The sequence below is a fragment of the Methylobacterium sp. 142-1Y genome, from assembly GCF_057747795.1.
Window position 1 is genome coordinate 6,232,080 of sequence record NZ_CM173224.1, and the last position, 25,064, is coordinate 6,257,143.

A 25,064-nucleotide genomic window follows, 5' to 3' on the forward strand; every position below is an offset into this window, starting at 1 on the left:
GGGTGCCGCCCCCATGCTTCGTTCCCTTCGGCTCCGCCCCCTCCGGCCCGGCCTCGCCACCCCGTCGGCCGCCCTGCTCGGCCTCGGCCTGACCGCGCTCCTGTCCTCGGTCGCCCTGGCCCAGGGCTGGGTCGATCCGCCCGCCCGGGGTCCCCAGAGCGCCGCGCCCAAGAGCCTTGAACCCAAAAGTAGTCTTGAACCCAAAAGTCCTGCACCGGTGACGCCCACGCCGCAGGTCGCCCCGGCCGCCCGGGCCGAGGCGCCGAAGGCCCACACCCCGCGCCGGGTCGCCGAGGAGGCGCGCCGGCCGGCCCGCAGCGGAATCCACGCGGCGACGGCGGCCCGCCGCGCCGCGCGGCTCGCCCGGACGGAGCGCCCGCTCCCGGTCCAGATCCCCGCGCCCGCCCCGGTCGCGGTGTCGGACTCGCAGATGCGCGACTGGGCCGTGGCGTCGCAGCGCCTCGCCCGCGACTACCTGGCGTCGATCTCAGGATCCAACGGCACGACGCTGGCGGCGGCGCCGGGCTTCTACGGCAGCCAGGTCGTCTTCCACGGCCGGACGATGAGCGTCGCCAGCCTGATGTCCGAGAAGCGGCGCTTCGTGCAGCGCTGGCCCGAGCGCCGCTACCGGCCGCGGCCGGATTCCCTGCGCACCGCCTGCAATGCCGGGCTCGCCGTCTGTCAGGTGCGGGCCACGGTCGATTTCTCGGCCTTCAGCCCCGATCGCGGCGTACGCTCGCAGGGTACCGTCGATCTCGAACTGGCGGTGAGCCTCGCCGGGGGGCGCCCGGTGATCATCGCCGAGAACAGCCGGGTGGTGCGCCGCGAGGCGGTGGCGAGCCGCTGACCGGACCCGGCGCCCTGTGACGGGGCGCCGATCAGGTCCCAGGAGAGTGGCATGGTATAACTCTCTTAGTTCATTGTTTTTGCATCATTTTTCGTCGAACCGGTGGCCGCTTCGGCGAATGGTGCTTAGATGAAGAGGGTGAGCGCCCGCCGGAGCGGCGGGCGGCTCGGCGAGCAGGCCCCGCGGCCGGGGGCGATGGGACGATGGCGGACATGACCTCGCGTGAGCAGTTGCAGGCGCTGATCCGGGCCGAGATCGACCGGCAGCGTCCGGTCGCGGTGGCCCGTCGCACCCTCGAACTGCTGGCGGAATCGGCGACCCGCCGGCTCGACGCAGCCCCGGGCTACCAGATCGTCGACCGGGACGGGAATCCGCGCACCCGCACGGTCGGCGGCGAGACGCGGCCCCTGACCCTGGGCGACCTCGTCGACGAGCTGCGCCGCCAGCATCCCACCATGTTCCTGGCCCCTGCCGCTCCTGCCGCCGCGCCCTCGAGCGAGGCCCCGCGGGACTGGATCGTGGTGAAGCCCGCCCCGGCGCCGCCCGAATCCCCCACCCGTCCCGCCCATGCCTCGCGCCTGCGGGAGGCCCTGGACGGGCTCGCCGCGCGCCTGCGCCGGCCGGCGCGGGAGCCGGAGGTCCCGCCGGCCGCAGCGCCGCTCGTGGGTCCGCCGGTACCGCCCGGCGAGGGGCTGAAGCCCGGCCTCGCCCGGCCGCAGAAGCTGCCCGGCAGGAGATCGTCCCGCATTCCGGCCTACGCCGTCCTCGGCGGGCTCGTCGTCCTGGGCATCGGCTACGCGGCGTTCCGCGGCGGGGGGGAACCCACCCGCGACGCCGCGGTCGCGCAGGCGCCCGGCTCCGGGATGGACCAGCCGGCGGCGGGCAAGCCCGCCGAGGCGAGACAGGCGGAGGTAAAGCCGGTGGAGACGCGCGCCGCCGAGGCGAAGCCCGCTCCGGCGCCGGACAGGCCGGCCGAGGCGAAGCGCGAGCCGGTCCAGACCGGCGCCCTGGTGCCGGACGGTCCGGTCGCCGGCGTCGCCGAGGTCCTCGACACCGCGACCCTGCGGCTCGGCGGCCGGACCCTGCGCCTCTACGGCGTCGAGGCGGCCAAGGGCGCGCAGGCGAGCGACCTCTCGGGCTATCTCGGCGGCCGGCCGGTGAACTGCCAGCCGAGCCCGGCGAAGACCGCCTGGATCTGCACCGTCGACGGGCACGACCTCTCCGAGGTGGTGCTCTACAACGGCGGCGGCCGCGCGACGCCCGAGGCGACGCCGGATCTCGTCGAGGCCGAGCGCCACGCCCGCACCGGCAAGCTCGGGGTCTGGGCCAAGCCCTGAGGCCAAGCCCTGATCGAATCCCGATCTATCGCAGCCCGGGTGCGCCGAGGAGCGCCACCAGGGCGCCCTGGCGGCCGGTGCCGGTCTTGGCGAACACCGCCTTGATCTGGCTGCGCACGGTCTCGACCGCGAGGCCGAGCCCGTCGGCGGCCTCGTCCAGGGAGACGCCGCCGGCCAGAAGTGCCGCGAGCCGCGCCTCCGCCGCGGTGAGGCCGAAGACCTGCGTGAGCAGGGCCGGATCGGGCCGCCGCTCGGCCTCGAGATCGGTGACGATGAGGAGCGCGCGGGCTCCGAGGAAGGGCGAGCGGACGCTCTCCGCCAGGGCCAAAGCGCGCAGCACCAGGGGGCGGCGGTTGCGCCGGGGCACCAGGATCGGGCCGGCGGGAGGCGGACGGTCCGGATTCAGCGCCGCGACCAGGGCGGCGACCTCGTCCCGCGCCCGCGGATCGGCGATCCGCAAACCGCCGTCGGCGACCCGGAAGGCGGCATCGAACAGGGCTTCCGCCCGCGGGTTGGCGCCGATCACCCGCCCGGCCCCGTCGAGGGCGAGGGCCGCTTGCGCGACCTGGTCGAGCCCGCGCAGGGTGCCGTCGAGGGCGGCGCGGCCGAGCGCCTCCGACAGGGCGGCGGCCTGGCCGAGCCGCCGCATCAGGCCGGCGAGCGGCCGCACCTGCGCCGCCTCGAACGGGCCGCTCCGGGTCCGGCGCTGCACCGACACCGCCCAGTGCTCAGGGCCGGCCCGGAAGCCCGCGACCGCGAACCAATGGTAGCCATGCGGCCCCAGCAACTCGTTGTAGAAGGGTGCGCGGGCCATCTCCTCGGGAGTCAGGATGTCGTGGTCGGTCACGACCTCGCCGCGCATCACCTGCGGCACGGCGCGGGTCCGCAGGTCCTTCACGTGCCAACCGTGCCCGAAATAGTCGGCGACCAGCGCGTCCACCTCGGGGGTGCAGGGCACGCCGGGGGTGCGGCGATGACTCTGCAGCAGCATCGCGCCGTCACCCCCGACCAGGGTCGAGACCTCCGCCAGCACGGCGCCCCAGCGCGAGGGATCGAGGGCCGCCTCGCCGAGCCTGTCGTCGAGGCAGCGGAGCCTGTCGTCGGTCGGGCCCATGGCTGCGCGGCTCTCGGGTTCGTCTCGGCCGACAATACGGCAGGAGACGACGACCGTCGCTAGAGCACCTCACGATCGCGTTACAATCGCGCAGCTCTCCAGGTTTTTGATTTTTCCGCATTTTCTGCGACGAACCGGCATCCGCTTCGCCGGAAAATGCTCTGGCGGCGCGAACGGATGACAGGATGTCCGCGAAAGGCCGAATGGGGGGGCCGGGGGAGGGACGCGAACGTTCCTCCCTCCCGGCGAACGGCACCGCCCCTCACGGGGGACACGATGCGCGAGATCCGATGCGTGCTTCGACGAGCCGCAAAAAAGTGACCTCGCCCTCACCCCCCGTAATGCCGCGCCAGCACCTCGCGCACCCGCGCCACCATCTCGTCCACCGGCACCGAGAACTGGGCCGGCCGGGCGGCCTTCCACTCGGCGTTGCTGGCGATGGCGTCCGCCGCCTTGGCGCCCTCGATCAGGTCCTTGATCTGGACCTCCCCCTTCGCCCGCTCGTCGCTGCCCTGGATGACGACGCACGGCGCGCCGCGGCGGTCGGCGTACTTCATCTGGGCCTTCATGCCGGAGGCGCCGAGATAGAGTTCGGAGCGAATGCCGGCCTGGCGCAAGGACGCGACCAGGGCCTGGTAGGCGGCGGTCTCCTCCCGGTCGAGCACCAGGATCACCACCGGGCCGGGCGCGCTCTTGCCCGACACGATCGGGCTGCGGACCACCTGGAGGGCGGAGAACAGGCGCGAGACGCCGACCGAGAACCCGGTCGCCGGCACCGGCTCGGAGCGGAAGCGGCCGACGAGGCCGTCATAGCGCCCGCCGCCGGCGACCGAGCCGAAGCGCACGGTCTGGCCGTCCTCGTTGACGACCGGAAAGGTCAGCTCGGCCTCGAAGACCGGGCCGGTATAGTATTCGAGGCCGCGCACCACGGAAGGATCGGCCCGCACCCGGTCGTGGCCGTAGCCCGCCGCCTCGCACAGCTTCATGATCGCGTGCAGTTCGGCGATGCCCTGGCGCCCGGTCTCGGAGGAGCCGACGACCTCGCCCCAGCCGCCGAAGAAATTTTCCCAGAAGGCGAGGCGGTCGCCGCCCTCGGTGGGAGCGGCCTGGAACGAGACGTAGCGCAGGATGCGCTCGATCGCCTCGTCGGACAGGCCGGCGCCCTTGGTGAAGTCGCCGCTCTCGTCCTTGCGGCCGGGGCCGAGCAGCAGGCGCACGCCGTCGGCACCCAGGCGATCGAGCTTGTCGATCGCCCGCAGCACCGTGAGGCGCCGCCCGGCCTGGTCGTCGCCGCCGAGACCGATGGCCTCCATCACGCCGTCGAGGACCTTGCGGTTGTTGACCTTCACCACGTAGTCGCCGCGGCCGATGCCGACCTTCTCCAGGGTGTCGGCGGCCATCATGCAGATCTCGGCATCCGCCGCGACGGTGGGCGCGCCGACGATGTCGGCGTCGAACTGCATGAACTGGCGGAAGCGCCCCGGGCCCGGCTTCTCGTTACGGAAGACATAGCCGGCGCGGTAGCTGCGATAGGGTTTGGGGAGCGCGTCGAAATTCTCGGCGACGTAGCGGGCGAGCGGTGCCGTCAGGTCGTAGCGCAGGGACAGCCAGGATTCGTCGTCGTCCTGGAACGAGAACACGCCCTCGTTCGGCCGGTCGAGGTCGGGCAGGAATTTTCCCAGTGCCTCGGTATACTCGATGAACGGGGTCTCGACCGCCTCGAAGCCGTAGAGCTCGAAGCTCTCGCGGATCTTGTCCAGCATCCGGTTCGTCGCGGCGATCTCGGCCGGCCCGCGGTCGACGAGGCCGCGCGGCAGGCGGGGCTTGAGGGTGGCGGCCTTCTCGGCCTTCGCGGGCTTGGACATCGGGTCTCGCACAAGAAGCGGTCGGCGCGGCCTCGGGCGCCCGTCGCGGAGACGGGCCCGGGCGGGAGGCCGGCGCGGGGTTCGCCGGGCTCTAGCCCATTTGCCGGCGCCTGCAAACCGAGGCCCAGCCCTTGGCACTGTCTCAATTCGATGCCCGAGTCCGGTTTGGCCTGCCGCGAGTTCACGTTTGCAATCGGGTCAAGCAATTGGGGCGGCCATGAGTTTTGCGACACAGAATTAATCGGTTAGATCTTTAGTTGCACCCTTAACGTTGAGAAGGGCGTGTTTTCCAAGAAATTTGATCAAGATTTTTTCGATTTTTATACACAAATCAGCATCCGGAACTGCCAAGAAGGCGCCACGCACAACCAGTGGATCTTTGAACCAGAAGCGAGTCGAATGATCTTTCACCCTAGATCTAACGTTTATTTTTGACATTCCGACATAAACCGGCCTATCTGTTGTATCGTAAAAAACGTATACTCCGCTTGTTTCAGGAATTGTCTGAAGGTCGCTGGGGGTAAAATCCACCCACTCCAAGCCCGGTATCTCGGAGGCATTTTCGTCTATCTGCTTTTGTATTTTGACTGGGACTTTTCTTTTTAACGCCTTGGCGAGCTTATCTCTTGTTTCTTGTCTGGGAGAAATAGTAACACCATTTCTGATATTCCATATTCCTGCATAGCTAATATTTGTTTTGGCCACGAGATCGGGTATACTAACACCTTGTTCATCCATTTCTTGCTTAAGCCAATCACCAAATGTTGGCTCTTCTTCTTCTAAAATCTCCTCCTCAAAATCATCAGAATTTAACATCCGTTTCGCTCCTGCTCACACTCAAGCGAAAGTTATCACGCCTATCGAGACAGCCAAGTCATTTTAGACCGCGACACAGTTTCGTTCTCACGCCTCCCCGCCGGCGAGCCACCGCACCCGCGCCGCCTCGAGCCCCCAGACCATGCCGAGCATCATGTAGACGTGACGCCACTTCTCCATGTCGATCTGCATCGCCTGGAGGAAGAACATCAGGAGCGCCGGCACCACGATCTGGGCGTGGCGCCGGTAGGGCGTGTCCTGGCTCATCAGCCGGAAGCCCACCCGGGTGGTCATCAGCACCAGGAACACGAAGGCGACGCCGGCGACCCAGCCGCCATTGGCGAAGGCGCCGATATAGGAATTGTGCGGCTCGAGGTTGAAGGTGCGGCGCCAGCGCAGGGGGCCCATCCCGAGCGGATCCTCGATCAGCATGCCGATGCCGCGCAGCTGGTTGCCGAAGCGGCCGGTCTCGCCCTCGTCGTAATCCTGCGTGACGGCGGCGCGCTTCGAGAACGTCTCGCCGACGTCGCCGACGGAGAGGAGGCCGACGAGCGCCACCGCCCCGAACCCCGCCGTGAGGCCGGCCAGCAGCACGATGCGGCGGCGCAAGACGGGGGCGCTGGTGCGGTAGAGCATCACGACCATCAGGGCGCCCATCGCCAGGGTGCCGCCCCAGGAGCCGCGGGAGAACGACAGGAACACGCCGGCGAGCACGATGAACAGGCTCAAGGCCGACAGGAGCGGCCGCCGGGCGCGGCCGGTGAGGAGATCGTGCAGCAGGTAGAAGGCGCCCAGCGTCAGGAACGAGCCGAACACGTTCGGGTCCTGGAAGGTGCCGGACGCCCGGCCGTACTTGCTGAACAGCTCCTCGTTACCGATCAGCCCGAGATAGCCGCCGATGCCGAGGCCGGCGCTGAGCAGCGTGCTGGCGGTGTAGACCTTCAGGGCGAGCTCGATCCGCCGGTCGCTCTCGTCGGAGAAGAACATCGCGAAGAAGATGCCGGTGACGGCGAGGTAGCACAGCTGCACCGTCCAGACCGGCGGCAGCTCCTCGTCGAGATAGGGCATCAGGGCCACCACGGTGGCGCCGACATAGACGAGCAGCACCAGGACGAGGGGCACCGCGCCCCGGTACAGCCGCACGCCGAGCAGGACCCAGAGCACGATCGCCGGGATCGCCACGATGTCGTAGGGCGACGTGTCCGAGAAGGCGAAGCAGGCGAAGAAGATGAACGCCGCCATCAGGACGTGGCCGAAGCCGCGCAGCAGCGACAGGAACGGCACCGCCGCGAGGTCGCGGCGCGGCAGGACGAACGTGGCCATCGGGCGCCTCTCGGAGTGACGACGCCCGGGAGGTTAGCGGCGGGATGGTGTGCGGCGGCTGAAGCGACAGGGTTAATGAAGCATGAAAGATCGAGGTAAAACGTATTCCGTCCGCGACCTCATCCTGAGGTGCGAACGCAGTGAGCCTCGAAGGAGGGCTCCGGGGATCGCCGGGGCTTCTGGAGCCCTCCTTCGAGGCCAGTCGACCGTCGATCGACCAACACCTCAGGATGAGGTGGGTGGATGAGATATATCCATGCTGGCTGCTCGTTTTCGGCAGATCGATCCGCTCGAACAGACTCTCAGGATAAGATCGTGAGTTGGAACGATCGCGAACAGGTCGATCGGACCCATCGAACGGCGCGGCCCCGCCGCGGAACGCGCGACGGGGCCGGATATCCAGAAGAGCCGGTACGCAACTTGGCTCCCCGTGAGAATGGCGCGACGCGATGAATCTTTCGTCAACGCGCCGCGAGCTTCTCAACGCGCCGCGAGCCTCCTCTCAACGCGCCGCGAGCTTCGCCGCGACAGGCGCCACGCCGGCCCGGTCCGGGCCCTCGGCGGCGAGCGCGGCTTGCGCGCGGGCGGCGTAGCGGCGGGCCAGCGTCGCGCAGGCCATGAGCTGGACCTGATGGAACAGCATCAAGGGCAGCAGGATGCCGCCGACATCCTGGCCGGCGAAGATCACGTTCGCCATCGGCACGCCCGAGGCCAGGCTCTTCTTCGAGCCGCAGAACACGATGGTGATCTCGTCCTCCCGCGAGAAGCCGAGGAGGCGGCTCGCGGTGGTGGTGATCGTCAGCACCAGGGCGAGCAGGACGAGGTCGACGACCAGCATGGTGGCGAGCGCCGGCAGGGGCGTGCGGCTCCACAGGCCCGTCGCCACCGCGTGGCTGAAGGCGATGTAGACGATGAGCAGGATCGAGCCGCGATCCACCACCATGGTCAGGGGCTTGTGCCGGGTCAGCCAGGGCCCGAGCCGCGGTTGCAGCAATTGGCCGACCGCGAAGGGCAGGAGCAGCTGGGCCATGATCTTGCCCACCGCCCCCCAGTCGAAGCTGTGGTGGCTGCCTTGCGTGTTCAGCAGCACCGCGACGAGGAGCGGGGTGATGAGCATGCCGAGGATGTTCGAGGCCGAGGCCGAGCAGATCGCCGCCGGCACGTTGCCCCCCGCCACCGACGTGAAGGCGATGGAGGATTGCACGGTGGAGGGCAGGACGCACAGGAACAGCACGCCCGCAGCGAGCGCCGGGGTCAGCAGGGCCGGGCTGAGCAGGCCGGCGGCCAGCCCGAGGATCGGGAACAGCACGAAGGTCGAGGCGAAGACCACGAGGTGCAGGCGCCAATGCACCAGGCCGGCGATCGCCGTCTGGCGGTCGATGCGCGCGCCGTGCAGGAAGAACAGGAGCGCGATCATGCCGTCGGCGAAGACGCCGAGCCACTCGGCCGCCCGGTCCTGCACCGGCAGGACGCTGCCGAGGATCAGGGCGCCGACGATCATCAGCGTGAAGTTGTCGGGGCGAAAGCGCGAGAGCATGGCGGGCCGGCGGGTCTGGGAGGAATTGTCGAGAGGGGTCCCGGTCTTCCTAACCGGCGGGCGCCCGGATGGGTACGCGGGGCGCGAGGATTACAGTTATCGTGAAATGCGATAGCCTGCGCGTCGTTCATGCAGGATGCCGAGAGCCGCCGTGACCCGCCTGATCGACCCCGTGCTGCTGCGCACCCTGGCGGCGGTGGTGCGCAGCCGCAGCTTCAGCCGGGCGGCCGAGCAGCTCGGCCTCGGCCAGTCGACGGTGAGCCAGCACGTCCAGCGCCTGGAGGCGCAGACCGGCCACCGGCTGGTGGCGCGCGACACCCATTCGGTGGCGCTGACCCCGGAGGGCGAGACGGTCTTGGGCTTCGCCCGCACGGTGCTCGACGCCCACGAGCGGCTGGAGCGGGCGCTCTCCGGCGGCCCGGTGCGGGGCAAGGTCCGCTTCGGCGCCTCGGAGGATTTCGTGCAGAGCCGGCTGTCGGAGGTCCTGCGCGATTTCCGCGAGGCCTATCCGTCGGTCGACCTCGAACTGAGCGTGGCGCTCACGGGCTTCCTCCACGACGCGCTGGCGCGGGGCGAACTCGACCTCGTGCTCGGCAAGCGCCATGTCGGCGAGACGCAAGGCATGCTGGTGCGGCGCGACCGGCTGGTCTGGGTCGGGATCCCGACTGCCCTGCCGGAGCGGGGCGAGCCGGTGGCGCTGGCGAGCTTCCCGGCGCCCAGCATCACCCGGGCGGTGGCGCTCGCCGCGCTCACGCAGGAGGGCCGGCCTTTTCGCATCACCTGCACCTGCGCCAGCCTCAGCGGGTTGCGCGCCGCGGCGCTCGCCGGTGTCGGCGTGATGGCGCAGCCCCGCAGCCTGATCCCGGACGGCTTGCAGGAACTGGCCCACCCGGACCTGCCGCGGCTGGCCGATGTCGAGTTCGTGCTGTCCGGACCGGGGCTCCACCGCGAGCCGAGCCGGGCCCTGGCGCACGAGATCCTGAACGCGGATATCTGGGATTGAGGCCGCGTCCAGGTGACGATCCGATCGGGCCGATCGGGGTTCAGTACCCGATGGCGCCGCGCTTGAAGCCGAAGCCCGGGACCTCGCAGCCGCAGGAGCTGTTGAGGGGCGCCGGCCGGGTCGGGCAGTTGCCGCGGGCGGTGACGCAGATCCGGCCGATGCGGCCGCCATACTCGCGATAGCCCGGCCGGTCGTAATCGTCGCGGCGGTAGCGCGGGCGGTCGTAGTCGTAGCGCTCCTCGTAGCGGCGGCGCGGGCGATAATCCTCGTCGTAGCCGTACTGCGCGAAGGCAGGCGCGACGCCGAGGCCGAGGGTCAGGGCGGCCAGGGCCGCAATCGTCACGGTTCTCACGGATCTCTTCTCCCTGTCGGCGAGTTGCCGCATCGTGTCCATGGGTCACGCTTAAGCGTCCACACATGAACGCCGGCTGAGGCGATTCGGTGCCGTTGCGACAGCCGGAACGGTGACGAATCGCCGTCCCCTGTCGATCGGGCAAAGGTTGTCGTGGGCGCAGGGCGTCGCCACTTAATCCCAGCATCATTCCGATAGAGCGGGCCGGCCGCACGACGGACCGGCCGCAAAGCACAGGGACGCCGACAGTGAAGGACGCGGAGATGGAGCTCCTGAAGCTCGCTGCCCTCGACGCCGACGATCTCGCGGTCATCTCGACCCACCTCCAGGATGCGGTCCTGCGGACCGGAGACCTCGCCTACCTGCCCCGGGAGCGGCGCTTTGCCCTGGTGGCGCGGCGCTTCGACTGGGAATGCCCCGACGGCGTCCCGCCCCGGCGGCGGCTGACCGGCCTGCACTTCGAGCGGGTGCTCTCCGTCCGCTGCCGCAACATTTCTCGCGAGGAGCCCGACAGCCCGCTCGAGCTTTTGGCCGTCACCTTCGAGCCCAGCGAGGCGCCGTCCGGCATCGCCACCCTGGTCTTCTCCGGCGGGGCTGCGATCCGGCTCGAGCTCGAATGCATCGAGGCGGCGATGCGCGATCTCGGCCCGGTCTGGCAGGCCGAGAGCAAGCCGGTCCACGCCCCCCTCGACGCGGCCTGAAATTTTTGGCAGTCGGCGGGTCTTGGCGGGATCCCCCGACGGGATCCCTTGCCCGCCGACCACGAGACCGGACACAGCATGCAGCGCCTCGATTCCCGCGATCCCGATTTCGAGTCGCACTTCGCCCGCCTGCTCTCGGTCAAGCGCGAGGTGGCGGAGGATGTCGACAATGCGGTGCGCGACATCATCCGCGACGTGGTCGAGCGCGGCGACGCCGCGCTGATCGACTACACGACGCGCTTCGACCGGCTCGCCCTCACGCCGGAGACCATCCGGGTCTCTGTCGCGGAGATCGACGCCGCGACCGCCGCCTGCTCGAAGGAAGCCCTCGACGCCCTGGCTCTGGCGAAGGACCGGATCGAGACCTACCACCGCGCCCAGGTGCCGGCCGACCACCGCGAGACCGACGCGCTGGGCGTGACGCTGGGCTGGCGCTGGACCGCGCTCGAATCGGTCGGCCTCTACGTGCCGGGCGGCACCGCGAGCTATCCCTCCTCGGTGCTGATGAACGCGGTGCCGGCCAAGGTCGCGGGCGTGCCGCGCCTCGCCATGGTGGTGCCGACGCCGGACGGGGTCACCAACCCGCTGGTGCTGGCCGCCGCCAGGCTCGCCGGGGTCGACGAGGTCTTTCGGGTCGGCGGCGCGCAAGCCGTGGCGGCGCTCGCCTACGGCACGGCGACAATCCGCCCGGTCGCCAAGATCGTCGGGCCGGGCAACGCCTACGTGGCGGCGGCCAAGCGCCGGGTCTTCGGCCAGGTCGGCATCGACATGATCGCCGGCCCGTCCGAGGTGCTGATCCTCGCCGATGCTTCCGCCAACCCGGACTGGGTCGCCGCCGACCTGCTCGCCCAGGCCGAGCACGACACGGCCGCGCAAGCCATCCTGGTCACCGACAGCGACGCCCTGGCCGAGGCGGTCGCGGCGGCGGTGGAGGGGCAGTTGAAGACCCTGCCGCGCAGCGAGATCGCCACCGCGAGCTGGCGCGATTACGGCGCCATCGTGCGGGTCGCGCGCCTGTCCGACGCGATCCCGCTCGTCGACCGCCTGGCGCCGGAGCACCTGGAAATCGAATCGTCGGAGGCCGAGGACCTGGCGGCGCGGGTGCGCAATGCCGGGGCGATCTTCCTCGGCGCGCACACGCCGGAGGCGATCGGCGACTATGTCGGCGGCCCCAACCACGTCCTGCCGACCGCCCGCTCGGCCCGGTTCTCCTCCGGCCTCGGCGTCCTCGACTTCATGAAGCGGACCTCGCTTCTCTCCTGCACGCCCGAGGCCCTGCGGGCGCTCGGCCCCGCCGCTTTGGCGCTCGGCCGCTCGGAGGGGCTGGAGGGTCATGCCCGCTCGGTGGCGATCCGCCTGAACCTTTAACCGGTCCCGTCCCATCCTACGTCCGGCTTGCGCGGGCGGCGGCACTCGCGTCTTTTGCACGCCCTGACAAGACCCCGCGAGACGGGGGAGGAGATCCGATGGCGAGCGAGGCTCCCGATCCGCGACAGCGCCTGGCGGCGGTGACGCTCGACGAGGATTCGATCGGGCGCGGCAACCCCGACCAGGAGCACGAGCGCGCCATCGCGATCTACGACATCCTGGAATCGAACAGTTTTCGCGTGGCCAATCACGATGGCGGGCCCTACGCGCTGGCGCTGGGCCTCGTCGAGAACAAGCTGTCCTTCGCGATCTCGACCGCCGACGGCCAGCCGGTGATGACCCATCTCCTGTCGCTGACGCCGTTCCGCGGCGTGATCCGCGACTACGAGATGATCTGCGACAGCTACTTCAAGGCGATCCGCACCGCCTCGCCGAGCCAGATCGAGGCGATCGACATGGGCCGGCGCGGGGTCCACAATGAGGCCTCGGACCTTCTTCTCCAGCGCCTGGACGGCAAGGTGGAGATCGACCACGACACCGCCCGCCGGCTGTTCACCCTGATCTTCGCCCTGCACTGGAAGGGCTGAGCCGGTGTCCGGAAGCCCCCTTCCGGACAGCGCCGCTCCCGCGGGACCCGACCCGTCGAAGCCGGATTCCGCGAGACCGGGCAGGCGGGTGCAGTCGGTGCTGTTCGTCTGCAACTTCAACGCCGTGCGCTCGGCTTGCGCCGAGGCGCTGGCCCGGCACTATTTCGGGAAGTCGGTCTACGTGCAGTCCGCCGGCGTGCGCAGCGGCGAGCCCACCGACCCGTTCATGATCTCCGCCCTCGACGAGATCGGCATCGACGCCTCGCGCCACCGCCCCCGCACCCTGGAGGAGCTGGAGGAGTGGGAGGGCCTGAACTTCGACCTGATCGTCTCGCTCTCGCCGGAGGCCCACCACGCCGCCCTGGAACTGACCCGGACGGTCGCGGCCGACGTCGAGTACTGGCCGACCCCGGACCCGACCGTGTCGCAGGGCTCCCGCGAGCAGCGCCTCGACGCCTATCGCGACGTGCGGGACGGGTTGGGGTTCCGCATAAGGCAGCGGTTGCGGTGAGGGCGTCGGCTTCCCTCAAGCCATCTTTATCGTTCGATTTTTCCCTTCCGCAGCCTCATCCTGAGGGTCAGTCGATCGAAGATCGACTGACCTCGAAGGAGGGCTCCGGAGAGCGCATAGACGTCTTGAGCCCGCCTTCGAGGCTCAGCGATCTTCGATCGCCCGCACCTCAGGATGAGGTCGCGGATGGGACAACGCCGGTTGCTGCTGTGCTGGCCTACAATCCCACCAGCCGCCCCAACGCCACCACCCCCATCCCGGCCAGCACCGCCGCCAGCTCGAACCGGGTCAGCGCCATCACGCCGGCCGCCGTCACGAGGCCGAGAAGGCCCGGCAGGCCGGCGGCGAGGCCGGTGGGCACGGCGGTCGCCACCACGATCGAGCCCGGCAGGGCGCGCAATCCCCGCTCGACCCGGGGGGTGAGGCGCACCCGGCTCATCAGCACCACGCCGGAGGCGCGGCAGAGATAGGTGACGAGGGCGAGCGCCAGGATGGCGATCCAGGGCCCGGCGGGTCCGGCGAGCAGCGCATCGATCATCGCGCCGCCCCGTCGTCGACGAGGAGGCCGGTGACGAGGCCGGCCGCCGCGCCCGCCGCGATGAAGGCGTAGCCCGGCACCAGCCGCTGCACCACCAGCGCCACCAGGCCCGAGGCGAGCCAGGGCAGGGCCGGCCGCACCCCGCGCCAGAGCGGCGCCAGCATGGCGGCGAAGAAGATCGGCAGGATCATGTCGAGGGCGTAGGCCCGGGGCTGGGTGACGAGGGCGCCCGCCAGGTGGCCGGCCGCCGTCGAGGCGACCCAGAGCGGCCACAGGCCGATGCCGGCGCCGAACAGCACGCCGAGATCGCGGCCGCCCTCGGAACGGTGGCGCACGCCGATGAGCCAGCTCGCATCGACGAGGACGAACAGCGTCATCGCCGTACGCCAGAGCGGCGTGCCGCGCATCCAGGGCTGGATCGTCGCGCCCATCAGGATCATGCGGGCGTTGATGAGCCCGGTCACCGTCATGGCGGCCAAGAGCGCGCTCACCGTCCAGGGCTGGCCCCAGACCTCGAGGGTGACCATCTGGGCCGAGCCGGCATAGACCAGGGCGCTGGCGCCCGCGGCCTCCGCCAGGCTCAGGCCCCGCTGGGCCGCCGCCGCCCCGAAGGCGGCGCCGAACACCGCGATGCTGGGCCAGAGCGGCAGGCTGAGCCGGATGCCCGTGAGGATGCCGGCCCGGGTGAACGGCGCGGCGGACGCGTGGGACATGGGAGCAGGAAACCGGGAGCGGGAGGCCCGTTCTGTCGCGCAAGCCTGCGGCAGCCGTCAATCCGGTCCGCGTGCCTGCCTGGGTTGCGGGCTCCGCGCCCGTCACGGGCGTTGTCAAGGTTGACGAACCCTCAACACGGCAGTCCGGCCGACGTTTCCACGTGAAACAGCCCCGCTTCAGTGCGGCAGCGGCAGCACGATGACGACCTGGCGCTCGCGGCCGGTCTCGGTCACGGTCGTGACGGCGCGGAGGTCGTAGGCGAGCATCCGCTCCAGCATCTCGCCGCTCAGGATCCTGGCGCCGCCGGCCGGCGCGCCGGGCCGGGCCCGCATGCGCCAGGTCAGGACGAGGTGGGTCGTCGCCACGGTCCAGGTCGCGGCGATCCGGTCGTCGCCGTCGAGGACGGCGCTCAGCACCAGTTCGTGCAGGGCGAGACCGAGTTTCTCAGCCATCTCGGCCGGCAGCCGCACCGGCGGGCCGGCGAGCTCGCTCGGATCCGGCAGGGCATGGGCGGAGAGCTCGTCCCGGATCAGCACGTCCAGGGCGACGCCGGCCAGGGGCTCGCGCGACACCTCGGCCTGGATGCGCGCCATCGCGCCGAGGCGATCGCCGATATGGGCCACCACGTCCTCCGCCGTCGCCGCCGTGTCGGCGACGCGGCGCACGATCCCGCGCATGACCGCGAGGGTGTTGCGGCCCTGGCGTTGCAGCTCGCGGACCAGGCGCTCCTGCGTCTCGCGCATCGTGTGCAGGTCGTGGATGTCGGTCGAGGTGCCGAACCAGGTCGTCGGCCGGCCGTCGTCGCCGCGCCGGGGCGTGGCCTGGGTGGAGAACCAGAAGTAGGGATCGCTCTCCCCCGCCATCGCCGGCCGGCGGCACAGGCGGTGCTCGACGGCGAGGTGGCCCCGCCGGGACGCCACCCGCCAGGCCTCCCGCGTGCGCTCGCGATCCTCCGGATGCACGGCGTCGAGCCAGCCGTAACCGCAGCTGCGGCCCGGGGCCTGGCTGGTGAAGGCGGCCCATTGGGGGCTGGCCCAGGTCCAGTCGCCCAGCGGGTTCGATTGCCAGACGAGATGCGGGATGGTCTCGACCATCCGGCGGAAGTCGGGGCCTTCCGCCATTTCCGTTGCCGCGTCGGCCTCATGCCTCATTGGCGTCGAGGTGCCGCCCTTCGCGGGCTAGATGGAGGTAGTTCGGGTTGAACTGTACCGCCCGCTGCAACGCCTCGAGCCGATGGATGATGAGCTCGCGGCCGCGCAGCGAGATCAGCCCGATGTTGCGCAACTCCTGCAGCGTCCGGTTCACGTGCACCACCGACAGCCCGATCGTATCGGCGATCTCGGCCTGGGTCAGGGGCAGCTCGCAGGTATTGCCCTGGGTGAGCCCGACCGCGCGCAGCCGCACGAAGAGCTCGCAGAGCAGGTGGCCCAGGCGCTCGAAGGCGGTGCGCTGGCCGATATTCACGGTCCATTCGCGCTGGATCGCCGCCGCCACCAGGGATTCCCACGTCAGGGCCTGCGACAGCCGGGCCTGGCCGTGGGTGAGCTGGCGCATGGTCTCGGTCGGGATCTCGGCCAGGGTCACGGCGGTGACGGTGCCGATGGAATGGTCCATCTCGCGCAGGATCGAGACGTTCTGGTCGCACAGGTCGCCGGGCAGCAGATAGGCGATGATCTGGCGGCGCCCGTCCTCGAGGGTCTTGTACCGGCAGGCCCAGCCGTCGAGGATCAGGCTGACACCCTGGGGCAGGTCGCCCTCGTGGACGATGTCGTCCCGCGACCGGACGCGGCGCGTGCGCTGGCGCGACGCGTGATCGAGCGCAAGTTTGTCGTCGGTGGACAAGCTCGTGAAGTGCTCGAGCTTGCGGATGAGAAACTCAGCCAAAATGCCCCGCCATCGCGCTTTACCTGCGAGATTAACACATTTCTGCTCACAATCCTCATAACAAAAGTTAATTATGGTAGAAAGGTGATGTAATTTATGCATTATTGTTAGTTTTCATACGTTCGGTACCGTTCGACGCTGTGGATACGCCGAATGAGGGTGCCGGTCTCACCTGCGAGCCGGCCGCCGGACGATGCCGGAATCGGGGTGCCGGGCGCTGGGAACAGTGTTGCGGTCCGACAACATCGGGTTTGGAAGTGGAAGCTCGGCCACAGAGCGGGGATTGTGATCCGCGCCGGGATCGGCAGTTTTGGCGGCGAGGGCGGCTCCCGACCATGAGGCTGCGATGACGTCACGGGCGATGCACGATCGACCCGGCGGGCCGGCACCCGCCACCTTCGGTGCGGTTCGGCAGGCCGGCGATGCCGGCCAGTTGGCCGCATTCCTGGCGCCCGGCCTTCAGGCGGCGTTCGACGGCTGCCTGGCCGAGGCGCTGCCGGCGGATCTCGCCGCTCTCCTGGGGCGGCTCGACCGGCCTGGCGCCTCACGGACCCCGCGCGTCCGCGATGCGGCCGCGCGCTGCCCCCGCACATCCGATTCCTTCCAGCGTTCGTAGAGTCCCATGAGCGAAATCGCCGCCGAAACCAACCGCATCGTCGCCTTCCCGCAGGCCGTGGCCGCGGCTCCGGTCGATGAGAACACCGCCTCGATGATCGACGTGCTGCAGGAGCAGCTGCGCCTCGCACGCGAGGGCAAGCTGCGCTCCGTCGCGGTGGTGTCGGTCTCCTCCGACGGCGGGGCGATCGGCACGCAATGGTCCTGTACCCATGGCGACATCACCAGCCTGATCGGCAAGCTGACGGTGCTGACCCACGACATGATGGCCGCCCGCAAGTGATCCGCAAGTGATCGGCAAGTGATCCGCAACCGGTTCATCGTCTGAGGGTGATGGTCGCCTGCGCGCGACGGCGATCCCGTGACGGTTTTCCGGGACGGGAGGATGCCCGTCCCGCCGATCGAAACTTCGGCGACCGGGCGCGTCAGCCGCGGCTGAGCCTGCGGGCATTGGCCCGCACCTTGCGGCGATAATCCTGCACCACCCGCTCGGCCGTGCCGCCGGTGGCGAGCGTCATCGCGGCCTCCGCTGCGGCCTCCAGCTTCTCCGTCACCATGCGCTGCGCCTCGTCCTGCGCCGCCGCGCCGCCGAGCGAGAGCTTGGCCAGCCGCAGGGTGACGACCGTCTGGGCCTCCAGCCCCAAGCGAACGGTGTCGAAGCCGAGGCGCAGCCAGGAATCGTACATCGCGAGACGTCTCCGAGATCGGATCGTGAGAGGGAGCGACCGCCCGGCGGACGAACGCCGGAACGGCCCAGGTGTTTCATGCTGACGTGTTTCACGCCGAAGCGTTTCCGGCCGATGCCCGGGACCGCGTCAGGGAATCGCACCCTGCGGCAGCATGAGGCCGCCGGGCGTCCGGGCGGGCGCGGCATCGGGCGCAGCGGCCTTCTCGCGCCGGGGCTTCGCGGCCCGTCTGGGCGCCGGCTTCGGCGCATCGGCGGCCGGATCGGCCGCGTCCGGCGGTGCGCCCTCCGCCTCGGGGGACGCCGCCTTCGCCGCCTTGGCCTTCGCCGCCGCCTTCGGCGCGCCCTTGCGGGCGGTGGGGACGGGCTTCGGCTCCGCCACCTTCGGGGGATCGCCGCAGGACTGGAACGTCAGCTCGGCCAGGACCTGGCCGCCATCGTCGGCCAGGATGCGCAGGGTCTGCGGCAGGGTGTCCGGCGTGCCGGCCCACTGGATCGTCGCGCCGTTCTGCGCCTCCAGGGCGGCCGGCGAGGGGCCGCGGCGCAGGCCCGACAGGTCGGGGCCGTAGGCGGTCGCGAGCTTGTTGCGGATCACCACCTGCAGCACCTGCACGGTCTCGGGCGAGAGCGGCCGCAGAGGGTTGCTCCAGGTCATGCTCCCCTGCCGGGTGACCCAGAGGCGAAACCCCTTCCCGCCCGCGAACTCGGCCGCCTGCGGCGCCGGGCAGGCGGGCGCCGTGCCGCCGGAAGCCGCCTCCCTCGGAGCAACCTCCCTCGGAGCCGTCTCCCCTGGAGCCGCCCGGGCCGGACCGACCAGAGGAACAGCCGAGAGGGCGGCCAGAAGGACCGCCTGCACCGCGGCACGCATCACCGGGATTCTCCGTCACGCTGATGGGGGTCGGACCCGGAAGGGGGGCCCCTGCGGTCCCCGGGCTCGGGCAGGCCGGGCTCCGCCGGATCGTGATCGATGGTCATGCCGCCCCGCGGCCGGGATCTCGGCGCGTCGGGCGCCTCCAGGCCGTTCGGATAGGCGCGCTGCTGGAGTTCCGGATGACGGGCCGCCTCCTCGAGCAGGCCGGCGAGGTCCTGGTCGAAATCGCGAAACAGCTCGTCGCCCCGGTCCTCCAGCTCCTGCTCGTGGGGCAGGCGCAGGGTCGGATTGCGGGCGCGGCCCTGCGCGAACACGAGCACCAGGCCGGCGAATACCAGGGCTGCCGCCGCAGCCAGAATCACGATCATCTCCATCGTGATGCCAGCCTTAGAGCATTTCCCGCGGCCTGTCCGGTCGCAAGCGCCGCCCCCGCATGCGACCGGGGTCTGCGCCCCGGCGCCCGGATCCCGGGCCGGGAAGCCTCTCCGCGGCCGCATGCGGCCCTATGGCCGGCTCGCCACCCGGAAGGCGCCCGCAACCCGGCAGAGTTGCCGAGCGCGACTCTGCCGGGTTCCCTGTCCTGCATCATTCTCACCGCCGAACCGGCGACCGTTCCGGCGAATGATGCGGAGAGCATTGTGCGACGAAGCGGATGCCGGTTCGTCGAAGAAAATGCGGCAAGATCAAAGGCCTAGAGAGCTTCACGATTGCAACGCGGTCGTGAAGTGCTCTAGAGCGTGGGCTCGGCGGAACGCTCCTTGCGTCACGGCCCCTGGCGCGCGCCCGCGCGCCACGCGAACCGGACGGTGATCCGGCCACAGGACGAAGCGACCCGATGGACAGGCTGAGAGGCTCCCACATCCAAGGTTCCGACGACCACGGCTCCGATGGCCGAGGCTCCGGTTCGCAGGACGCTGCGACCCTCGAGGCGGACCTGCTCGGTCTGGTCGAGGAGGCGCGCCACCAGGCGAGCCAGGACCCGTTCCGCAACCCGGTCCTGACCGTGGCGCTGGCGATCAGCCGTCTGTTCGACCGGGAGGAGATCCGCGAGGAGGATCTGGCCGGCCTGTTCGTGCGCCTGCGCGCCCAGGCGCTGGAGGCCCGGGCGGCGCGGCTGCGGGCCTATCTCGGCCTCGGGACGGAGGCGGATTCGCACGCCGCGACGCAGGCCGTGGCGGCCGCCGCCCTCGGCGACCCGGAGATGGGCTTCGAGACCGCCCGGACCCGGGTCGAGCGCACGCGCTTTGCCGCCGTGTTCACCGCCCACCCGACCTTCGGGATGCCGAAGGCGGTGGCGAGGCTTTTGGCCGAGGCCGCCTCCGAGCCCGATCCGGCGGCGCGGCACGCCCCGATCGAGGAAGCGGCGGCGCTCTCGGCGCGAGCCGACCCGGTCATCACCCTCAACGACGAGTTCGACCAGGCCCGGCACGCGGTCCAGCACGGCCGCGCCGCCCTCGACGGGCTGAACGAGGCGCTCCTGCGCGCCGCCCGCGAGCGCTGGCCCGATCGCTGGAGCGAGCTCGTCCCGATGCCGGTGGTGCTGGCCTCCTGGGTCGGCTGCGACACCGACGGGCGCACCGATATCGGCTGGTGGGACACCCTGCGCTACCGGCTCGAATCGAAGCGCACCCAGTTCGACCGGGTGCTGGCCCAGCTCCCCGACGATCCCGCCTCAGGAGCCGCCCGGCGGCTCGCCGAGGAGGCGAAGGCCGCCGTCCTGCGCCAGCTCGCCGTGGCGCCGAAGCTCGGCGAGCAGCCGAGCCTCGAGGCGGTGCATCGCTTCGCGCTGGCCCTCATCATCGAGCGCGACCGGGCCCAGACCGAGGCCGGCCCGCTGCTGTCCCTCCTCGACCGGGCGGTGGCGGAGGCGGCCGACGACGCGGCGCGGCTCGCGCTCTGCACCTTACGGGCGGGCGTCGCCGCGCACGGGCTCCAGAACGGCCTGCCGCATTTCCGGCTCAACGCCAGCCAGGTCCACAACGCGGTGCGCCGCGAGCTCGACCAGGACGGCGACCCGACCGATCCGGCCCAGCGCCGCTCCCACCTCGCCTCGATCAACGCGCTTCTCGGCGCGGTCGCGGCGGTGCCGGTGGATTTCGGGGCGCTCGCCGCAGAGCGGGCCTCCGCCGCCCGGCTGATGATGACGATCGCCCAGATCCTCAAGCACATCGACGGCACCCACCCGGTCCGCTTCCTGATCGCCGAGACCGAGACCGGCTACACCCTGCTCGCCGCGCTCTGGCTCGCCCAGCATTTCGGCATCGGCGACCGGGTCGAGATCACGCCGCTGTTCGAGACGGCCTCGGCGCTGGAACAGGGCGTCCACGTCATCGAGGACGCGCTGCGCTCTCCCCACTGGCGTGCCTACCTGAAGCGCACCGGGCGCCTGGTGGTGCAGTTCGGCTACTCGGATTCGGGGCGCTATGTCGGCCAGCTCGCGGCGACCTTCTGGATCGAGCGGCTGCGCTTCCGCATCACCGAGTTGATGGCGGCGCACGACCTCACCGACATCGAGCTCGTCATCTTCGACACCCACGGCGAGTCGATCGGCCGGGGCGCCCATCCGACCAGCCTCGCGGATCGCCTCGCCTACCTCGCCCCCGACCATGCGCGGCGGCGCAACCGCGAGGCCGGAATCCGCACCAGCCTCGAATCGAGCTTCCAGGGCAGCGACGGCTACCTGATGTTCGGCACGAAGACCCTGGCCGAGGCGACGGTGGCGCGCATCGGCGAGCACATCTACAGCCGGCTCCAGCCCGCCCCCGATCCGATCTACGCGGAAGGCGATTTCGCCACCGAGTTCTTCACCGGCGTGCGCCAGGACATGGAGCGGCTGGTCGACGATCCGGGCTACGCGGCCTTGCTCGGCACCTTCGGGCCGAACCTGATCGACCGCACCGGCTCGCGCCCGGTGGCTCGGCAATCCGACGGCGGCGGGCCGGTCGCCATCACCCATCCGCGCCAGATGCGGGCGATCCCCAACAACGCGATCCTCCAGCAGCTCGGCTTCCTGGCCAATTCGCTGCACGGGGTCGGGCGGGCGGCAGGGCGCGCGCCGGACCTGTTCGTCGAGATGCGCGAGCGCTCGGAGCGCTTCGCCCGCGCCTTCCGGCTGGTGCAGGAGGCCACCGCGGTCGGCGACCTCGACGTGCTGCGCGCCTATATCGACACCCTCGACCCCTCGGTCTGGCTGGAGCGGGCGCGCCGGGCCACACGGGACGGGCGGCGGGAAGAGATCGTGGCGGTCGCCGCCGCCCTCGATCGGCTCAACCTCGCCCCGCACCTGCGCCGCCTGTTCGGCCGGCTGACGCAGGACCACCTGATGCTGCACTCCGTGGCTCCGGACCTGCCCGGGATGACGCCGCGGCTCGCGCTCCTGCATGCCCTGCGCCTGGCGCTGATCCACCGGATCTGGTTCCTGGCGGTGCACATCCCGGGCTTCCGGCCGCAGAACGGCATCACCCGCGAGGCCCTGATCGAGCGCATCCTGCGCCTCGACGTCGAGAGCTGCCTCAAGCTCCTCGACGACATCTTCCCGGTCACGGAGGACCCGACCTTGGGCCTCAATTTCGGCGAGCCGGCGGGCCCCCGCGGCGCCGGCACCTACGAGGCCGAGCACCGCACCCTGTTCGCCCCGATCCGCCGCCTGTTCGGCCTCGTGCGCGAGATCAGCGGCATGATCCAGCACGAGGTGGGGGCGTTCGGGTGAGGGGGGCGGAGGGATCCCGCTCCTCGATGAACGTCCGGTGACGGAAAACGGCGCGCGCATCGCCCCCGGCCCGGCGGGGCACGCGCCCAGCTTGAAGATTCCCCCGGGCAGCCCTGCCGCCCGCGGGGAGGGGGCAAGCCTGCGCGTCATCCGATGATCGTCGACGGCAGCCGTACTCCGCAGAGAGCCGCGCGGGTCCCACTGTCGCCAAGCCCGCCTCCGGCTGCTACAGGGCCGTCCGAGATTTGCAGGTGTTGTGACCAATGACGGGTAACGGAGCCGCGGCCCCCCGGCCGGCGGCGGCGCACGAGGCGCTTCTGGCGCTGTTCGAGGACCGGGGCTACGCGCGGGTCGAGCCGCCGGTGCTGCAGCCGGTCGAGCCCTTCCTGGAACTGTCCGGCGAGGACATCCGGCGGCGCATCTTCATCACCCAGGACGGGGCCGGGGCGGAACTCTGCCTGCGGCCCGAATACACGATTCCGGTCGGGCGCCACCACCGCGCCGTCGCCGACGGGCAGGCGGCGGATTACAGCTATCTCGGCCCGGTCTTCCGCCTGCGGGCGGCCGAGCCCGACGAGTTCCACCAGGCCGGCATCGAGTCGATCGGCCGGACCGACGTTCCGGCGGCCGATGCCGAGATCCTCGGGCTCGCCCTCGACGGGCTCGACCGGCTCGGGCGCCGCGACGATCAGGTGCGCCTCGGCGACATGGGGCTGATCACCGCGCTCCTCGACGCCCTCGCCGTCCAGCCGGCGGCCAAGCGCCGGACGCTCCGGGCGGTGGCCTCGGGCCGCTCCCTCGACGCGGTCGCCGCCCCCGTCGCGGTCGATGCCGCCCATGCCGGCCTGCTCTCGGCCATCCAGGGCCAGGACCCGCAAGGGGTGCGCGCTTTCGTCGAGGACGTGCTCGCCATCGCCGGGATCAGCCGGGTCGGCGGCCGCACGGCCGGCGAGATCGCCGAGCGCTTCCTCGCCAAGGCCGCGGCCCATGCCGAAGGCGGCGCCGGCCTCGGCGCCCGCGCCCGCGATGTGCTGGACGCCTATCTGGCGCTGACCGGCGATCCCGATGCCGCGGCGCTCGCCGCCCGCGACCTCGCCCGCCGGGCCGGGCTCGACGATCCCCGGTTGGAGGCGGCGCTCGCCCTGTTCGAGGAGCGCAACGGCTTCATCGCCGCCCGCGGCCTGCCGCTGGAGCGCTTCGTGTTCACCGGGAGCTTCGCCCGCAACCTCGACTATTATACCGGCTTCATCTTCGAGGTCGCGGAGGAGGGACAAAAGCCCCTCGTCGGCGGCGGGCGCTACGACGGCCTGCTCCAGCATCTCGGCAGCACGGACGCCCTGCCCGCCGTGGGCTGCTCGTTCTGGCTCGAACGCCTCGGGGGTGAGCGCTGATGAGCGACACGATGATGGATGGCCCTCTCGACGGTCCTCTGGTTCTGGCGGTGCCCTCGAAGGGCCGCCTGCAGGAGAACGCCGCCGCCTTCTTCGGCCGCGCCGGCCTGACGCTCGCCCAGACCAGCGGCGCCCGCGACTATCGCGGCCGGCTGAAAGGGGTGGACGGGGTCGAGGTGCGCTTCCTCTCGGCCTCCGAGATCGCCGGCCAGCTCGCCAGCGGTGCGGCCCATCTCGGCATCACCGGCGAGGACCTGATCCGCGAGACCCTGCCGGACGCCGCCGGCCAGGTCGAGCTCCTGACGCCGCTCGGTTTCGGCCAGGCTACCGTGGTGGTGGCGGTGCCCCAGGCCTGGATCGACGTGCGCTCGATGAGCGACCTCGACGAGGTGGCGAGCGACATGCGGGTGCGCCACGGCAAGCGCCTGCGCATCGCCACCAAATACGTCAACCTGACCCGCCGCTTCTTCGCCGAGCACGGCGTCGCCGATTACCGCATCGTCGAGAGCTTGGGGGCCACCGAGGGCGCGCCGGCCTCCGGCAGCGCCGAGATCATCGTCGACATCACGACGACGGGCGCCACGCTCGCCGCCAACGCGCTGAAGATCCTCGACGACGGGGTGATCCTGCGCTCGGAGGCGAACCTCGTCGCCTCGCTCGCCGCCTCCTGGAGCGAGACCCCGCGCCGCGCCGTCCAGGCGGTGCTGGGCCGGATCAGCGCCGAGGAGCGGGCCCGCACCACCCGCGAGGTCCGGGCCGGGATGCCGGCCTCCGGCGAGATCGATCTCGCAGCGCTGGCCGCCCTGCACGAGGCCGAGCTGCCCTACGGCGCGCCGGAAGGGCGTGGCGAGATCGTGCTGCGCTGCCCGGCCGACGCGGTATTCGGCCTCGCCGAGGCCCTGGTCCAGGCCGGTGCCCAGGCGGTGAGCGTGCGGCGGATCGACTACGCCTTCGCGGCGGAGAACCCGCTGGTGGAGCGGTTGCTGGTGCGGTTGTCGTAAAGAGGCCCGGGTGCCATCCGTGCTACGATCCGCGGGATCGGAGACGGAGGGCATCCGGCGATGACGGAATTGCTTCGGCAAGCGGCGGCGGCACTGGAGCGGTTGCCGCCCGATCGGCAGGACGCGATCGCCCGCGTGATCCTCCTGCTCGTCCGGAACGATGCCTGGGCCGAGATCGCACCGGAGGATCTGCCCTTCGTGCTGCAAGGCTTGGCCGAGATCGCACGCGGCGAGTTTGCGACCGACGAAGATATGGAGGCGGCGTTCCGCAGCTTCGTGCAGTGATGCGATCGAA

The 25,064-nt window shown here is 70.8% G+C and carries 26 protein-coding genes; 13 read left to right on the forward strand and 13 right to left on the reverse strand.

All coding sequences use genetic code 11. The features are described 5' to 3' along the window. Window positions 1-13 precede the first annotated feature (13 nt). On the forward strand, window positions 14-847 hold the full coding sequence (locus AC3AOF_RS28565) for a flagellar biosynthesis protein FlhF (protein ID WP_272913239.1): 834 nt from the start codon (window positions 14-16) through the stop codon (window positions 845-847). Window positions 848-1,059: 212 nt separating this feature from the next. Next, on the forward strand, window positions 1,060-2,184 hold the full coding sequence (locus AC3AOF_RS28570; RefSeq protein ID WP_236987680.1) for a thermonuclease family protein: 1,125 nt from the start codon (window positions 1,060-1,062) through the stop codon (window positions 2,182-2,184). A 25-nt stretch (window positions 2,185-2,209) separates the two neighbouring features. Here the strand turns inward: AC3AOF_RS28570 and AC3AOF_RS28575 are convergent, their stop codons facing one another. From AC3AOF_RS28575 to AC3AOF_RS28595, 5 genes are all read right to left on the reverse strand, one after another. Next, window positions 2,210-3,298: a helix-turn-helix transcriptional regulator gene (locus AC3AOF_RS28575; protein ID WP_488347168.1), complete on the reverse strand. Its 1,089-nt coding sequence runs from the start codon at window positions 3,296-3,298 to the stop codon at window positions 2,210-2,212. A gap of 329 nt (window positions 3,299-3,627) precedes the next feature. Beyond that, window positions 3,628-5,163 carry a histidine--tRNA ligase gene (gene hisS, locus AC3AOF_RS28580; protein WP_236987678.1) on the reverse strand — a complete coding sequence of 512 codons (1,536 nt, stop codon included), beginning with the start codon at window positions 5,161-5,163 and terminating at the stop codon, window positions 3,628-3,630. 237 nt (window positions 5,164-5,400) lie between these two features. Then, a complete protein-coding gene (locus AC3AOF_RS28585) occupies window positions 5,401-5,979 on the reverse strand; it encodes a hypothetical protein (RefSeq protein ID WP_488347169.1) in 579 nt (192 codons plus the stop codon). 87 nt (window positions 5,980-6,066) lie between these two features. Then, the gene (locus AC3AOF_RS28590) at window positions 6,067-7,302 is read right to left on the reverse strand and encodes an O-antigen ligase family protein (protein ID WP_236987677.1); all 1,236 of its coding nucleotides are present in this window, start codon (window positions 7,300-7,302) and stop codon (window positions 6,067-6,069) included. A 502-nt stretch (window positions 7,303-7,804) separates the two neighbouring features. Further along, the gene (locus AC3AOF_RS28595; RefSeq protein WP_236987676.1) at window positions 7,805-8,839 is read right to left on the reverse strand and encodes a bile acid:sodium symporter family protein; all 1,035 of its coding nucleotides are present in this window, start codon (window positions 8,837-8,839) and stop codon (window positions 7,805-7,807) included. A gap of 151 nt (window positions 8,840-8,990) precedes the next feature. Between AC3AOF_RS28595 and AC3AOF_RS28600 the strand changes: the two genes are divergently transcribed. Then, window positions 8,991-9,842 (forward strand): LysR substrate-binding domain-containing protein, encoded by an 852-nt coding sequence (locus AC3AOF_RS28600; protein ID WP_236987675.1) that lies wholly within the window; start codon window positions 8,991-8,993, stop codon window positions 9,840-9,842. 40 nt (window positions 9,843-9,882) lie between these two features. Here AC3AOF_RS28600 and AC3AOF_RS28605 read toward each other — a convergent pair whose 3' ends face one another. After that, window positions 9,883-10,194, reverse strand: a complete 312-nt coding sequence (locus AC3AOF_RS28605) for a hypothetical protein (protein WP_236987674.1) — start codon at window positions 10,192-10,194, stop codon at window positions 9,883-9,885. A 263-nt stretch (window positions 10,195-10,457) separates the two neighbouring features. Between AC3AOF_RS28605 and AC3AOF_RS28610 the strand changes: the two genes are divergently transcribed. The 4 genes from AC3AOF_RS28610 (at window position 10,458) to AC3AOF_RS28625 (ending at window position 13,361) form a co-directional block, all read left to right on the forward strand. Beyond that, window positions 10,458-10,895 carry a DUF2948 family protein gene (locus tag AC3AOF_RS28610; protein WP_488347170.1) on the forward strand — a complete coding sequence of 146 codons (438 nt, stop codon included), beginning with the start codon at window positions 10,458-10,460 and terminating at the stop codon, window positions 10,893-10,895. A 78-nt stretch (window positions 10,896-10,973) separates the two neighbouring features. After that, the gene (hisD, locus tag AC3AOF_RS28615; RefSeq protein ID WP_488347171.1) at window positions 10,974-12,263 is read left to right on the forward strand and encodes a histidinol dehydrogenase; all 1,290 of its coding nucleotides are present in this window, start codon (window positions 10,974-10,976) and stop codon (window positions 12,261-12,263) included. 98 nt (window positions 12,264-12,361) lie between these two features. Continuing rightward, complete coding sequence (locus tag AC3AOF_RS28620; RefSeq protein WP_236987671.1) at window positions 12,362-12,850, forward strand: UPF0262 family protein; 489 nt, start codon at window positions 12,362-12,364, stop codon at window positions 12,848-12,850. An 88-nt stretch (window positions 12,851-12,938) separates the two neighbouring features. Then, window positions 12,939-13,361: an arsenate-mycothiol transferase ArsC gene (locus AC3AOF_RS28625; protein WP_048465878.1), complete on the forward strand. Its 423-nt coding sequence runs from the start codon at window positions 12,939-12,941 to the stop codon at window positions 13,359-13,361. Window positions 13,362-13,578: 217 nt separating this feature from the next. Here AC3AOF_RS28625 and AC3AOF_RS28630 read toward each other — a convergent pair whose 3' ends face one another. The 4 genes from AC3AOF_RS28630 to AC3AOF_RS28645 all read right to left on the reverse strand — a co-directional run bounded on the left by AC3AOF_RS28630 (window position 13,579) and on the right by AC3AOF_RS28645 (window position 16,497). Further along, a complete protein-coding gene (locus tag AC3AOF_RS28630) occupies window positions 13,579-13,899 on the reverse strand; it encodes an AzlD family protein (RefSeq protein ID WP_236987670.1) in 321 nt (106 codons plus the stop codon). Beyond that, complete coding sequence (locus tag AC3AOF_RS28635) at window positions 13,896-14,612, reverse strand: AzlC family ABC transporter permease (RefSeq protein WP_236987669.1); 717 nt, start codon at window positions 14,610-14,612, stop codon at window positions 13,896-13,898. Before AC3AOF_RS28635 ends, AC3AOF_RS28630 begins: the two co-directional genes overlap by 4 nt. Window positions 14,613-14,789: 177 nt before the next feature. Next, on the reverse strand, window positions 14,790-15,734 hold the full coding sequence (locus tag AC3AOF_RS28640) for an HWE histidine kinase domain-containing protein (RefSeq protein WP_488347172.1): 945 nt from the start codon (window positions 15,732-15,734) through the stop codon (window positions 14,790-14,792). Window positions 15,735-15,753: 19 nt separating this feature from the next. Continuing rightward, on the reverse strand, window positions 15,754-16,497 hold the full coding sequence (locus AC3AOF_RS28645; RefSeq protein ID WP_488347173.1) for a Crp/Fnr family transcriptional regulator: 744 nt from the start codon (window positions 16,495-16,497) through the stop codon (window positions 15,754-15,756). 346 nt (window positions 16,498-16,843) lie between these two features. Between AC3AOF_RS28645 and AC3AOF_RS28650 the strand changes: the two genes are divergently transcribed. Next, window positions 16,844-17,113 (forward strand): hypothetical protein, encoded by a 270-nt coding sequence (locus AC3AOF_RS28650; protein WP_236987666.1) that lies wholly within the window; start codon window positions 16,844-16,846, stop codon window positions 17,111-17,113. A gap of 6 nt (window positions 17,114-17,119) precedes the next feature. Beyond that, window positions 17,120-17,395 (forward strand): hypothetical protein, encoded by a 276-nt coding sequence (locus AC3AOF_RS28655; protein WP_236987665.1) that lies wholly within the window; start codon window positions 17,120-17,122, stop codon window positions 17,393-17,395. Window positions 17,396-17,537: 142 nt separating this feature from the next. Here the strand turns inward: AC3AOF_RS28655 and AC3AOF_RS28660 are convergent, their stop codons facing one another. The 3 genes from AC3AOF_RS28660 to AC3AOF_RS28670 form a co-directional block, all read right to left on the reverse strand. Further along, on the reverse strand, window positions 17,538-17,798 hold the full coding sequence (locus AC3AOF_RS28660; protein WP_236987664.1) for a hypothetical protein: 261 nt from the start codon (window positions 17,796-17,798) through the stop codon (window positions 17,538-17,540). 129 nt (window positions 17,799-17,927) lie between these two features. Next, window positions 17,928-18,665: a hypothetical protein gene (locus AC3AOF_RS28665; protein WP_236987663.1), complete on the reverse strand. Its 738-nt coding sequence runs from the start codon at window positions 18,663-18,665 to the stop codon at window positions 17,928-17,930. Then, on the reverse strand, window positions 18,665-19,030 hold the full coding sequence (locus AC3AOF_RS28670; protein ID WP_488347174.1) for a hypothetical protein: 366 nt from the start codon (window positions 19,028-19,030) through the stop codon (window positions 18,665-18,667). Before AC3AOF_RS28670 ends, AC3AOF_RS28665 begins: the two co-directional genes overlap by 1 nt. Window positions 19,031-19,503: 473 nt before the next feature. Between AC3AOF_RS28670 and AC3AOF_RS28675 the strand changes: the two genes are divergently transcribed. From AC3AOF_RS28675 to AC3AOF_RS28690, 4 genes are all read left to right on the forward strand, one after another. After that, the gene (locus AC3AOF_RS28675; RefSeq protein ID WP_236987661.1) at window positions 19,504-22,377 is read left to right on the forward strand and encodes a phosphoenolpyruvate carboxylase; all 2,874 of its coding nucleotides are present in this window, start codon (window positions 19,504-19,506) and stop codon (window positions 22,375-22,377) included. A 263-nt stretch (window positions 22,378-22,640) separates the two neighbouring features. Further along, window positions 22,641-23,768, forward strand: coding sequence for an ATP phosphoribosyltransferase regulatory subunit (locus AC3AOF_RS28680; RefSeq protein WP_236987660.1), 1,128 nt, complete (start codon window positions 22,641-22,643; stop codon window positions 23,766-23,768). Further along, a complete protein-coding gene (hisG, locus tag AC3AOF_RS28685; protein WP_488347175.1) occupies window positions 23,768-24,769 on the forward strand; it encodes an ATP phosphoribosyltransferase in 1,002 nt (333 codons plus the stop codon). Before AC3AOF_RS28680 ends, hisG begins: the two co-directional genes overlap by 1 nt. A 60-nt stretch (window positions 24,770-24,829) precedes the next feature. Then, window positions 24,830-25,054, forward strand: a complete 225-nt coding sequence (locus AC3AOF_RS28690) for a hypothetical protein (protein ID WP_236987658.1) — start codon at window positions 24,830-24,832, stop codon at window positions 25,052-25,054. The last annotated feature ends 10 nt before the right edge of the window (window positions 25,055-25,064 follow it).

Coding starts and splice junctions, on each gene's coding strand:
- AC3AOF_RS28690 (WP_236987658.1), top strand. CDS start 24,830: ATGACGGAATTGCTTCGGCAAGCGGCGGCGGCACTGGAGCGGTTGCCG.
- AC3AOF_RS28590 (WP_236987677.1), bottom strand. CDS start 7,302: ATGGCCACGTTCGTCCTGCCGCGCCGCGACCTCGCGGCGGTGCCGTTC.
- hisD (WP_488347171.1), top strand. CDS start 10,974: ATGCAGCGCCTCGATTCCCGCGATCCCGATTTCGAGTCGCACTTCGCC.
- AC3AOF_RS28635 (WP_236987669.1), bottom strand. CDS start 14,612: ATGTCCCACGCGTCCGCCGCGCCGTTCACCCGGGCCGGCATCCTCACG.
- AC3AOF_RS28665 (WP_236987663.1), bottom strand. CDS start 18,665: ATGCGTGCCGCGGTGCAGGCGGTCCTTCTGGCCGCCCTCTCGGCTGTT.
- AC3AOF_RS28680 (WP_236987660.1), top strand. CDS start 22,641: ATGACGGGTAACGGAGCCGCGGCCCCCCGGCCGGCGGCGGCGCACGAG.
- AC3AOF_RS28655 (WP_236987665.1), top strand. CDS start 17,120: ATGAGCGAAATCGCCGCCGAAACCAACCGCATCGTCGCCTTCCCGCAG.
- AC3AOF_RS28620 (WP_236987671.1), top strand. CDS start 12,362: ATGGCGAGCGAGGCTCCCGATCCGCGACAGCGCCTGGCGGCGGTGACG.
- hisG (WP_488347175.1), top strand. CDS start 23,768: ATGAGCGACACGATGATGGATGGCCCTCTCGACGGTCCTCTGGTTCTG.
- AC3AOF_RS28640 (WP_488347172.1), bottom strand. CDS start 15,734: ATGGCGGAAGGCCCCGACTTCCGCCGGATGGTCGAGACCATCCCGCAT.
- AC3AOF_RS28610 (WP_488347170.1), top strand. CDS start 10,458: ATGGAGCTCCTGAAGCTCGCTGCCCTCGACGCCGACGATCTCGCGGTC.
- AC3AOF_RS28595 (WP_236987676.1), bottom strand. CDS start 8,839: ATGCTCTCGCGCTTTCGCCCCGACAACTTCACGCTGATGATCGTCGGC.
- AC3AOF_RS28660 (WP_236987664.1), bottom strand. CDS start 17,798: ATGTACGATTCCTGGCTGCGCCTCGGCTTCGACACCGTTCGCTTGGGG.
- AC3AOF_RS28650 (WP_236987666.1), top strand. CDS start 16,844: ATGACGTCACGGGCGATGCACGATCGACCCGGCGGGCCGGCACCCGCC.
- hisS (WP_236987678.1), bottom strand. CDS start 5,163: ATGTCCAAGCCCGCGAAGGCCGAGAAGGCCGCCACCCTCAAGCCCCGC.
- AC3AOF_RS28630 (WP_236987670.1), bottom strand. CDS start 13,899: ATGATCGATGCGCTGCTCGCCGGACCCGCCGGGCCCTGGATCGCCATC.
- AC3AOF_RS28565 (WP_272913239.1), top strand. CDS start 14: ATGCTTCGTTCCCTTCGGCTCCGCCCCCTCCGGCCCGGCCTCGCCACC.
- AC3AOF_RS28675 (WP_236987661.1), top strand. CDS start 19,504: ATGGACAGGCTGAGAGGCTCCCACATCCAAGGTTCCGACGACCACGGC.
- AC3AOF_RS28575 (WP_488347168.1), bottom strand. CDS start 3,298: ATGGGCCCGACCGACGACAGGCTCCGCTGCCTCGACGACAGGCTCGGC.
- AC3AOF_RS28570 (WP_236987680.1), top strand. CDS start 1,060: ATGACCTCGCGTGAGCAGTTGCAGGCGCTGATCCGGGCCGAGATCGAC.
- AC3AOF_RS28585 (WP_488347169.1), bottom strand. CDS start 5,979: ATGTTAAATTCTGATGATTTTGAGGAGGAGATTTTAGAAGAAGAAGAG.